The sequence below is a fragment of the Kitasatospora albolonga genome (genome assembly GCF_039535905.1).
Lineage (GTDB): Bacteria > Actinomycetota > Actinomycetes > Streptomycetales > Streptomycetaceae > Kitasatospora > Kitasatospora albolonga.
This window is the reverse complement of sequence record NZ_BAAAYB010000034.1, coordinates 73,103-84,041: the sequence shown is the minus strand read 5'-3', so window position 1 is coordinate 84,041 and position 10,939 is coordinate 73,103. Positions and strand designations below refer to the sequence as shown.

Annotated in this window: 2 protein-coding genes and 4 pseudogenes; all 6 read right to left on the bottom strand. The window is 77.1% G+C overall.

What is annotated here, in order from left to right; translation table 11 throughout:
- The coding region (locus ABD946_RS42565; protein ID WP_425558560.1) for a beta-ketoacyl reductase at window positions 1–1,072 on the bottom strand (1,072 nt) is incomplete at its 3' end.
- A gap of 732 nt (window positions 1,073–1,804) precedes the next feature.
- Window positions 1,805–4,640: pseudogene (locus tag ABD946_RS08930) on the bottom strand (type I polyketide synthase); the annotation flags it as partial.
- A 57-nt stretch (window positions 4,641–4,697) separates the two neighbouring features.
- On the bottom strand, window positions 4,698–8,111 hold the full coding sequence (locus ABD946_RS08925; RefSeq protein ID WP_345281768.1) for an SDR family NAD(P)-dependent oxidoreductase: 3,414 nt from the start codon (window positions 8,109–8,111) through the stop codon (window positions 4,698–4,700).
- A gap of 82 nt (window positions 8,112–8,193) precedes the next feature.
- Window positions 8,194–8,247: pseudogene (locus ABD946_RS08920) on the bottom strand (hypothetical protein); the annotation flags it as partial.
- A 247-nt stretch (window positions 8,248–8,494) separates the two neighbouring features.
- A pseudogene (locus tag ABD946_RS08915) lies at window positions 8,495–8,887 on the bottom strand (acyltransferase domain-containing protein); the annotation flags it as partial.
- 83 nt (window positions 8,888–8,970) lie between these two features.
- Window positions 8,971–10,921: pseudogene (locus ABD946_RS42560) on the bottom strand (type I polyketide synthase); the annotation flags it as partial.
- Window positions 10,922–10,939: the final 18 nt, after the last annotated feature.

Sequence of the window (10,939 nt, the reverse complement as noted above, 5' to 3'; positions counted from 1 at the left end):
TCGCGATCGGGTCCTCGTCCAGGTCCGCGAGCCGTACGGCGGGCGTCTCGGCGAGCTCCTCGGCGCCCCACAGCTCGCCGGCCAGCCAGTCGGCCAGGGCGGCGGGGGTCGGGTGGTCGAAGACCACGGTGGCGGGCAGGCGGCGGCCGGTGGCCGCGCCCAGGCGGTTGCGGAACTCGACGGCGGTGAGCGAGTCGAAGCCCTGCTGGCGGAAGGCCTTGGCCGGGTCGATCGCCTCGGCCGAGCCGTGCCGCTGCACGGCGGCGGCCTCGGCACGGACCAGGGCCAGCAGGCTCCGGCGCCGCTCGGCGGCGGGCAGGGCGGCCAGACGGGCCGTCAGCTCGCCCTCGGCCGCCGGTGCGGCGGCGCCCACGGGCTCGGCCGTGCGGCGGACCAGCTCGGCGGCGATCGGGTGGCGACGGCTGCGGAACAGCACGGGCCAGTCGGCGTCCACCACCACCAGGGTGGTGTCGCCGTGGTCCAGCGCCTGGCCGAGCAGCTCGACGGCCTGCACCGGCGGCAGCGAGACCAGGCCGTGGCGCAGCAGCTGCTCCTCGGCCCCGTCGGCGGCGATGCCGTCCCCCGCCCAGTGGCCCCAGGCGATCGAGGTGGCCGGCAGGCCCGCGGCGCGGCGGCGCTCGGCGAGGGCGTCCAGATAGGCGTTGCCGGGCGCGTAGTTGCCCTGCCCGGGGATGCCGCACAGACCGGCCACCGAGGAGAACAGCACGAAGGCGGAGAGCTCCAGCCCGGCGGTCAGCTCGTCCAGCAGCTGGGCGGCGCCCGCCTTGGCGCGCAGCGCCAGCTCCAGCTGAGCGGCCGTCAGGGAGGGGATCAGGCCGTCGTGCAGCGCGGCGGCGGTGTGCACCACGGCGGTCAGCGGGCGGTCGGCGGGGATGTCCGCCAGCACGGCGGCGAGCGCCTCGCGGTCGGCCACGTCGGCGGCGGCGAAGCTCACCTCGGTGCCCAGGGCGGCGAGTTCGGCGGCCAGCACGGCCGCACCGGGTGCCTCGGCGCCCCGGCGGCTGACCAGCAGCAGGTGCTCGGCGCCACGCCCGGCCAGCCAGCGGGCCACGTGGCCACCGAGGGCTCCGGTGCCTCCGGTGATCAGCGTGGTGCCACTCGGCCGCCACGGCTGCTCGGCCGCTCCGGCCGGGGCGGCGGGGACCAGGCGCCGGGCGAAGACCCCGGCGGGGCGCAGCGCGAGCTCCACCTCGCGGTCGGCGGAGGTGTCGGCCAGCAGGGCGGCCAGCTGCTGCCAGGTGCGGTCGTCCGGTTCGGCCGGAAGGTCGGCCAACCCGCCGTGCAGGGCGGGGAGTTCGGCGGCCAGGATGGCGCCGAAGCCCCAGACCAGGGCCTGCTGCGGGTCGGTCACCGGATCGGCCGGGCCGGTGGAGACGGCACCCCGGGTCAGGTACCAGAGCGGGGCGTGCGCCCCCGCGTCCTCCAGGGCCTGGGCCAGGGTGACCTCGGCGGCGTAGGCCCACGGCACCGCGGGGTGCTCGGGGTGGGCGCCGCCGCGCAGCTGGAGCAGGGAGACCACGCCGTCGAACGGCCCGGCGGCGATCAGGGTCTCGGCCAGCGCGGCGCGGTCGGTGCCGCCGAGGACCACCACGGGCACGGCGCCGTGCGCGGCCAGCGTCTCGGCGAGCGCCGCCGCCCACGGGTGGCCGGTCTGCTCCTCCGGGGTGACGATCAGCCAGGTGCCGTGCAGCTTGCCGGCCGTGGCCGGGGTGACGGGGCGCCAGGTGATCCGGTGGCGCCAGCCGTCGGCGACGGTGGCCGCCCGCTGCCGGTCCCACCAGGAGGCCAGGGCCGGCAGCACGAGGGCGACCCGCTCGCCGTCCAGGCCGATGGCCTCGCCGAGCCGCCCGGCGTCGCCCTCGGCGACCAGGCCCCAGAAGGTCTCGTCGGGGGCGCCGCCGGTGCCGGTGAGCTGCTCGGGCGAGCGGCTGGCGTCCAGCCAGTACCGCTGCCGCTGGAACGGGTAGGTGGGCAGCTCGGCGTGGTGCGGGCGGGTGCCGGCGAAGGCGGCCGTCCAGTCCACCGGGACGCCCCCGGACGTGGAGTTCGGCCGCGGAGGCGAGCCAGCGCTCCCGGCCGCCGTGGTCGCGGCGCAGCGAACCGGCCACCACCGGGTCGGTCACCCCGGCCGCGTCGAGGGTGTCCTCGATCGCGCCGGTGAGCACCGGGTGCGGGCTGACCTCGACGAAGACGGTGTGCCCGTCCTCGGCCAGGCGGCGGGTGGCCTGCTCGAAGCGGACGGTGGAGCGCAGGTTGCGGTACCAGTACCCGGCGTCCAGGGCGGCGGTGTCCTGCCAGTCCCCGGTGACGGTGGAGAGCAGCGGCACCTGCCCGGCGCGCGGGGCCACGGGGGCGAGCAGCTCCAGCAGTTCCTCGCGCAGCGCCTCGGTCTGCACGGAGTGGGAGGCGTAGTCGATGTTGACCGGGCGGGTGCGGACGCCCTCGGCCTCGTACGCGGCGGCCAGTTCGGCCAGTGCCTCCAGATCTCCGGAGACCACGGTGGAGAGCGGGCCGTTGACCACGCCGATCGACAGGCGGCCGGGCCAGGCGCTGATCCGAGCCTCCACCTCGGCGAGCGGGCGGGCCACCGAGAGCATGCCGCCCTTGCCGGAGAGGGTGGCCAGCGCCTGGGCCCGGCGGGCCACGATCCGGGCCGCGTCGGCCAGGGTGAGGCCGCCGGCCACGTAGGCGGCCGCCACCTCGCCCTGGCTGTGGCCGACCACGGCGTCGGGGCGCACCCCGTAGGACTTCCAGAGCGCGGCCAGGGCCACCATGACGGCCCAGAGGGTGGGCTGGACCACGTCGACCCGGTCCGGGTCCGGTCCGCCGGGCACTCCGCGCACCACGTCCAGCAGCGACCAGTCGGTGTGCGGGGCGAGCGCCTCGGCGGCCTCGGTGAGCGCGGCGGCGAACACCGGCTCGGCCTCGAGCAGTCCGGCGGCCATACCGGTCCACTGGGAGCCCTGACCGGGGAAGACGAAGACCACCTTGCCGGGGGTCCCGGCCCGGCCGCGCACCACCTGGGGGGCGGTCAGGTCGGCGATGGCCCGCGGGCCGCCGATGGCGACGGCGCGCTCCTCCAGGTGGGCGCGGCCGGTGGCCAGGGTGTGCGCGAGGTCCAGCGGGGCGACCCGGTCGAGGGTGGCCGCGAGCCGGGCGGCCTGGGCGTCCAGCGCCTCGGGGGTGCGGGCGGAGAGCAGGTAGGGCAGCACCTCGGGGGCCTGTACGGCCGCCTCGGCCGGAGCCTCGTCGGGGGCCTGCTCGACGATCACGTGCGCGTTGGTGCCGGAGACGCCGAAGGCGGAGACGGCGGCGCGGCGCGGGCGGTCCAGGGCCGGCCAGTCCTGACGCTCGGTCAGCAGCCGGACGGTGCCCTCGGACCAGTCGACGTGCGGGGAGGGCTCGTCCACGTGCAGGGTGCGCGGGAGCACGCCGTGCCGGATCGCCAGCACCGACTTGATCACGCCGGCCACCCCGGCGGCGGCCTGGGTGTGGCCGATGTTCGACTTCAACGAGCCGAGCCAGAGCGGCCGTTCGGCGTCGTGGGCCTGCCCGTAGGTGGCGATCAGGGCCTGCGCCTCGATCGGGTCGCCCAGGCGGGTGCCGGTGCCGTGCGCCTCGACCAGGTCGACGTCGGCCGGGGTGATCCCGGCGGAGGCCAGCGCCTGGCGGATGACGCGCTGCTGGGAGGTGCCGCTCGGGGCGGTGAGCTGGCTGCTGCGGCCGTCCTGGTTGACGGCGGAGCCGCTGAGCACGGCCAGCACCCGGTGGCCGTTGCGGCGGGCGTCGGAGAGCTTCTCCAGCACCAGCAGCCCGGCGCCCTCGCCCCAGCCGGTCCCGTCGGCGGCGGACGCGAAGGCCTTGCAGCGGCCGTCGGGTGCCAGGCCGCGCTGGCGGCTGAACTCGATGAACAGGCCGGGCGCGGAGAGCACGGTGGCGCCGCCGGCCAAGGCCAGCGAGCACTCGCCGGAGCGCAGCGCGCTCGCGGCCAGGTGGACCGCGACCAGGGAGGAGGAGCAGGCGGTGTCGACGGTGACGGCCGGCCCCTCCAGGCCCAGGGTGTAGGCGATCCGGCCGGAGGCGACCGAGGTGGTGGTGCCGGTGAGCACGTAGCCGTCGGTCTGCTCGGCGGGCAGGTGGTGCATGGAGGGGCCGTACTCCTGCGCGATGACGCCCGCGAAGACGCCGGTGCGGCTGCCGCGCAGCGACTCCGGGTCGATCGCGGCGTGCTCCAGCGCCTCCCAGGCCGTCTCCAGCAGCAGGCGCTGCTGGGGCTCAGCGGCGAGCGCCTCGCGCGGCGAGACGCCGAAGAACGCGGCGTCGAACTCGCCCGCCTCGTAGAGGAATCCGCCCTCGCGGGCATAGCTGCGGCCGGGCCGGTCCGGATCCGGGTCGTACAGGTGCTCCAGGTCCCAGCCCCGGTCAGAGGGGAAGGGGCCGACCACGTCGCGCTCCTCGGCGACCAGCTGCCACAGGGCGTCCGGGGTGTCGGCACCGCCGGGGAAGCGGCAGGCCATGCCGACGATGGCGATCGGCTCCTCCGGGCCGTCCTCGGACGCGGCCGCGCGGGCCTCGGCGTCCTTCAGCCGCTGGCGGGTCTGGTGCAGCTCGGTGGCCACCTTGTTGAGGTAGTCGCGGAGCTTCTGCTCGTTGCTGCTCATCTCTGCGTTCGCCTCTCAGGAAATTCCGAGCTCGTTGTCGATGAAGTCGAAGATGTCGTCGTTGCTGACTTCGCTGATCCGGTCCGCGATCCCGTCGTCCGCGGCGGTGGCCGCCGGGGCGCCGCCGAGGGTGGCCAGCAGGGCCGCCACCCGGGCTGCCGCATCGACCCGGCCGCCCTCGCCGAGAGCTCCCAGCGAGCGCTCCAGGCGGTCGAACTCGGCGTCCAGGTCGAGCGGTTCGGGCTCTGAGGCCGGCTCGGCGGGGGCCAGCCGCTCCCGCAGGTGGGCGGCCAGGGCGACCGGGGTCGGGTGGTCGAAGACGGCGGTGGTGGGCAGGCGCAGTCCGGTGGCGGCGTTGATCCGGTTCCGCAGCTCGATCACGCCGAGCGAGTCGAAGCCGATGTCCATGAAGCCGCCGACCGGTCCGACCGCCTCCGGGCCAGGGTGGCCGAGCACGGCGGCCGCGGTGGAGCGGACCAGGGCGAGCAGGATCCGCTCCTGCTCACCGGCCGCCTTGCCCGCCAACTGTCCGGCCAGTGCCGCCGGTTCGCCGCTCGCGGCCGGGCGGGGACGGTGCCGGACCAGGCCGCGCAGCACCGGCGACAGCCGGTCCGCGGGCACCGCGGCGGTGTCCAGCCGGGCCGCCGCGAGGGCGGCGTACGGGGTGCCGAGGCCGTCGAGCGCGGCGTCGAAGAGGGCCAGGCCCTGTTCGTCCGTCATCGGCGCCAGGCCGGTCGCGGCCAGCCGCTCGCTCTCCGCCGCGCCGAGCCCGGCCGCCATCCCGCCGGCCTCCGCCCAGACGCCCCAGGCCAGCGAGGCCGCAGGCAGACCGCGCACCCGGCGGTGCTGGGCCAGCGCGTCCAACTGCGCGTTGGCGGCGGCGTAGTTGGCCTGTCCGGGGTTGCCGAGCAGGGCGACGGCCGAGGAGAAGAGCACGAAGGCGGCCAGCTCCAGGTGTTCGGTGGCGCGGTGCAGGTGCCAGGCGCCCTCCGCCTTGGGCCGGGCCACGGTGCGCAGCCGCTCGGGGGTGAGCGAGGTCAGCACCGTGTCGTCCAGCACCCCGGCGGTGTGCACCACCGCGGTCAGCGGGTGCTCCGCCGGGACGGCGGCGACCAGGGCCGCGACCGCCGCCGGGTCGCCGATGTCGGCGGACGTGGCGGTGGCGGTGGCCCCGAGCCGGGCCAGCTCGGCCAGCAGCTCCGGCGCGCCGGGGGCGTTGACGCCCTGACGGCTCGCCAGCAGCAGGTGCCGGACGCCGTGGTGGGTGACCAGCCGCCGGGCCACCAGCGCGCCGAGCGCCCCGGTGCCGCCGGTGACCAGCACCGTACCCTGCTCGGCGAGCGGGCGGGGCAGGGTGAGCGCCAGCTTGCCGGTGTGCCTGGCCTGGCTGAGCCGGCGCAGCGCCTGCGGTGCCTGCCGGACGTCCTGGCTCAGCACCGGAAGCGGGGTCAACTCGCCTGCGGCGAACAGCCCTTCCAACTCGGCGAAGATCTCGGCGATCCGGTCCGGGTGCACGTCGAACAGGTCGAAGGCCAGGTAGGCGGCCCCGCCGTGCCCGGCGGCCACGGTGGCCGGGTCGCGCTGGTCGGTCTTGCCCATCTCGACGAACCGCCCGCCCGGGGCGAGCAGCCGCAGCGAGGCGTCGGTGAACTCACCCGCGAGGGCGTTGAGCACCACCTCCACGCCGCGCCCCTCGGTCGCGGAGCGGAAGGCCGCCTCGAAGTCCAGCGTCCGGCTGGAGGCGATCCGGTCCTCCTCGACGCCGAGGCCGCGCAGCACCTCCCACTTGGCCGGGCTCGCCGTACCGTGCACCACCGCACCGCCCTGGCGGGCGAGTTGGACGGCCGCCTGGCCGACGCCGCCGGTGGCGGCGTGCACCAGCACGCTCTCGCCGCGCTTCAGCCCGGCCAGGCCGTAGAGCCCGTGGTGCGCGGTGAGGAAGGCGACCGGGACGGTGGCCGCCTCGGCGTCGCTCCAGCCCCGGGGCACCTTGACCAGCAGGCGGTGGTCGGTGACCGCCACCGGCCCGAGGGTGCCCTGCACCAGACCGGCCACCCGGTCGCCGACGGCCAGCCGGGTCACGCCCGGGCCGGTCTCCACGACCGTACCCGCCGCTTCGGCGCCGATCCGGGCGCCGCCCGGGTACATCCCGAGGGTGATCAGCACGTCCCGGAAGTTCAGCCCGGCGGCGCGGACGGCGAGGCGCACCTCGCCCTCGCGCAGCGGGCGCTCCGCCTCGGGGGCGGGCAGCAGCGCCAGGCTCTCCAGGCTGCCGGGGTTCGCGGTGTCCAGCCGCCACGGGCCGTCCGGCACCGCCAGGGTGTCGGCAGGGCGGACCTTGGCGAGCCTGGGGGCCAGGATCTCCCCGGCGCGCAGGGCGAGTTGGGGCTCTCCGGTGGCGAGGGCCGCGGAGACCGCCTCCGCCGAGGCCGGGGTGCCGTCCAGGTCCAGCAGCACCAGGCGGCCGGGCTGCTCGGTCTGCGCGGTGCGGACCAGGCCCCAGACGGCCGCGGCGGCCGGGTCCGGGACGTCCTCGCCAGGGTGGGTGGCGACGGCCCGCTCGGTGGCCAGGGCCAGCGTGCCGCCCTCCCCCGCGAGCCAGGCCTGGATCAGGTCGAGCGCCTGCTCGGCGTCCTGGACCGGCGCGAGCGCGTTCTGACCGGCGGCCACCTCCGCGACCGAGGCGAGCACCGGCCATCCCGGCGTCAGGCGCCCGCTGTCAAGCGCGGCCCAGGGCTGACCGTCCGTCGGGCGGCCCGCTCCGTCGGCGGCCGTCAGGGGCTGCCAGTCCAGGCGGTACAGCGAGTCGGCTCCGGCGGTCGCTGCGGCGGCCCGCAGGGTGAGCGCGCCGACGGTGGCGACCGGCAGGCCGGCCGGGTCCGTCACCGCGAGGGCGACGGTGTCGGGGCCGGTCGAGGTGATCCGGGCGCGCAGGGCGGTCGGGCCCGGACGATGGACCGTCACCTCCCGCCAGGCGAACGGCAGCACGGTGCGCTCGGCGTCCAGGATCACCGCGTGCAGCACCGCGTCCAGCAGCGCCGGGTGCAGCGCGTACTCCGCGCCGTCCGCCGCCGGGGCGATCTCCGCGTACAGCACCTCGCCCTGCCGCCAGGCGGCCGTCAGGCCCTGGAAGGCGGGCCCGTAGCGGTAGCCCTGCTCGGCCAGCCGCCCGTAGAGGCCGTCGAGGTCCACCGGCTGCGCGCCGCGCGGCGGCCACTCCGCGCCGCCGAACGCCTCGAAGGCCTCGGCCGCGGGCGCCGCGAGGGTCCCGGCCGCGTGCTGGGTCCACTGCTCGTCACCCTGCTCGGCCTGCGAGCGGATCCGCACCGCCCGCCGTCCCTCGCCGTCCTCCGCGCCGACCAGCACCTGCAGCCGCACCCCGCCGCGCTCGGGCAGGGTCAGCGGAGCCTCCAGGTCCAGCGACTCCACGGTGCCCGCCCCGGCCCGCGCCGCCGCCTGCGCGGCCCAGCTCCAGGAAGGCCGTGCCGGGCAGCAGCACCGAGCCGCCGACGGCGTGTCCGGCCAGCCACGGGTGGGTCCGCAGCGAGATCCTGCCAGCGAGCAACCAGCCCTCTCCGTCCGGGAGTTCGGTGGCACCGGGAGAGCAGCGGGTGCCCGGTGGCGGCCAGGCCGCCCGCCCCCGCGTCCGCCGCCCCGGTCGGCTGCTCCAGCCAGTACCGCCGCCGCTCGAAGGGGTAGGTCGGCAGCTCGACCGGCCCGGCCGGGCCGGGGAGGGCGGCGTTCCAGTCCACCTCGACGCCGTGCACGTGCAGCCGGGCCAGTGCCTCGGTCAGCGTCTCCCGCTCGGGCCGCCCGGCCCGCAGCACCGCCGCCAGCGCGCGCGGGGTCTCGCCCGCGCCGTCCAGGCTCTCCTCGGCCAGCGCGGTGAGCACCGGGCCGGGGCCGAGCTCCAGGTAGGCGCTGACGCCGAGCCCGTCCAGGGCCAGCACGCCGTCGTGGAAGCGGACCGCCTCGCGGATGTGCCGCACCCAGTACCCGGGGTCGGTCAACTGCCCTGCGGTGACCGGTGCTCCGGTCAGGTTGGAGATCACCGACAGCTGCGGCTCGGCGTAGCTCAGCCGCTCCGCCACCGCCCGGAAGTCCGCCAGCACGGCGTCCATCTGCGGCGAGTGGAAGGCCCGGCCGACCGTGAGCAGCTTGGTCCGCCGCCCCTCGGCCCGCCAGCGCTCCGCCAGCCGCCGCACCTGCTCACCGTCGCCCGAGACCACCACCGAGCGCGGGCCGTTGCACGGCCGCGACCGACACCACCGTCACCCAGCTCGGGCAGCACCTCCGCCTCGGTGGCCTGCACGGCGGCCATCGCACCGCCCGCCGGCAGGGCCTCCATCAGCCGTCCGCGCGCCGCGACCAGCCGGACCGCGTCCGCCAGCGAGAACACCCCGGCCAGGTGGGCCGCGCTCAACTCGCCCACCGAGTGGCCGATCAGGTGGTCCGGCCGCACCCCGCGCGCCTCGGCGAGGCGGTGCAGCGCGACGTGCAGGGTGAAGAGGGCGGGCTGGGTGTACGCCGTGGTGTCCAGCAGCTCGGCCTCGGCGCTGCCCGGCTCGGCGAACAGCACCAGCTTCAGCGGCACGTCGAGCTCGGCGTCGAAGAGCGCCGCGATCTCGTCCACCGCCGCGGCGAACTCCGCTTCCCGCTCGTACAGTTCGCGCCCGGCCCCGGCCCGCTGGCTGCCCTGGCCGGAGTACAGGAAGGCCGTCCTGGTACCGCGCACGGCCGTGCCGCGCAGCACCTCGGGCACGTCCCGGCCCTCAGCCAGCGCGCGCAGGCCCTCGGTGCGGTCACCGAGCACGGCGGCCCGCTGCTCGAAGTGGGTCCGGGCCCGGTGGCCAGGGCCCCGCGCCAGGCCGGACCGGCCTGCCACCTCCGCCAGCTGACCGGCCTGGGCCCGCAGCCCCGGCTCGCTCCGCGCCGAGAGCAGCAGCGGCCCGTCCTCCTCCTCCGCGACGGACACCTGCGGCTCCTCGGCCGGCGGCGCCTCCAGGATCAGGTGGGCGTTGGTGCCGCTGATGCCGAAGGAGGAGACGGCGGCCCGGCGCGGGCGGCCGGTCTCCGGCCAGGCGGTGGTGCCGGTCGGCACCCGCACCGAGCCCGCGCTCCAGTCCACGTGCGGGGTGGGCGCGTCCAGGTGCAGGGTGCCGGGCAGTTCGCCGTGCCGGAAGGCCTGCACCAGCTTGATCACGCCGGTGACCCCGGCGGCGGCCTGGGTGTGGCCGATGTTGGACTTCAACGACCCGAGCAGCAGCGGCTCCTGACGCCCCTTCCCGTAGGTGGCGATCAGGGCCTGCGCCTCGATCGGGTCGCCGAGCGCGGTGCCGGTGCCGTGCGCCTCCACCGCGTCCACCTCGTGCGCGGCCAGCCCGGCCTGGGCCAGCGCCTCCCGGATCACCCGCTCCTGGGCCGGGCCGTTGGGCGCGGTCAGGCCGTTGGAGGCGCCGTCCTGGTTGACGGCGCTGCCGCGCAGCACCGCCAGCACCCGGTGCCCGTGGGCGCCGGGCGTCGGAGAGCCGCTCCAGCAGCACCAGGCCGACGCCCTCCGCCCAGGCGGTGCCGTCGGCGCCCCGCGCGAACGGCTTGCACCGGCCGTCGGCGGCCAGGCCCGCGCTGGCGGCTGAACTCGGTGAACATCCCCGGCGTGGACATCACCGTCACACCCCCGGCCAGCGCCAGGTCGCTCTCGCCCGAGCGCAGCGACTGGGCGGCCAGGTGGATCGCCACCAGGGGAGGAGGAGCAGGCGGTGTCCACGGTGATGGCCGGACCCCTCGAGGCCCAGCGCGTACGCCAGCCGCCCGCTGGCGACGGAGCCGAGCGTGCCGGTCAGCGGGCGTGGCCCCTCGTAGCCGCTGGGGGTCTCGTGCAGGCGCGGCCCGTACTCCTGCTGCATCGCGCCGACGAAGACGCCGGTGCGGGTGCCCCGCAGGGTGGCCGGGACGATCCCGGCCCGCTCGGTCAGCTCCCACGCGGACTCCAGCAGCAGGCGCTGCTGCGGGTCCATCGCGGCGGCCTCGCGCGGGGCCAGCCCGAAGAAGGCCCCGTCGAAGGTGTCGGCGTCGTGCAGGAAGCCGCCCTGCCGGGTGTACGAGGTGCCCGGAGCGCTCGCCCTCGGGGGTCGTAGAGCGCCTCCAGGTCCCAAACCGCGGTTGTCCGGGAACGGGCCGATGGCGTCCCGGCCCTCGCGCAGCAGGTCCCAGAGCCGCTCGGGGCTGTCCGCCCCGCCCGGCCACCGCCCGCTGAG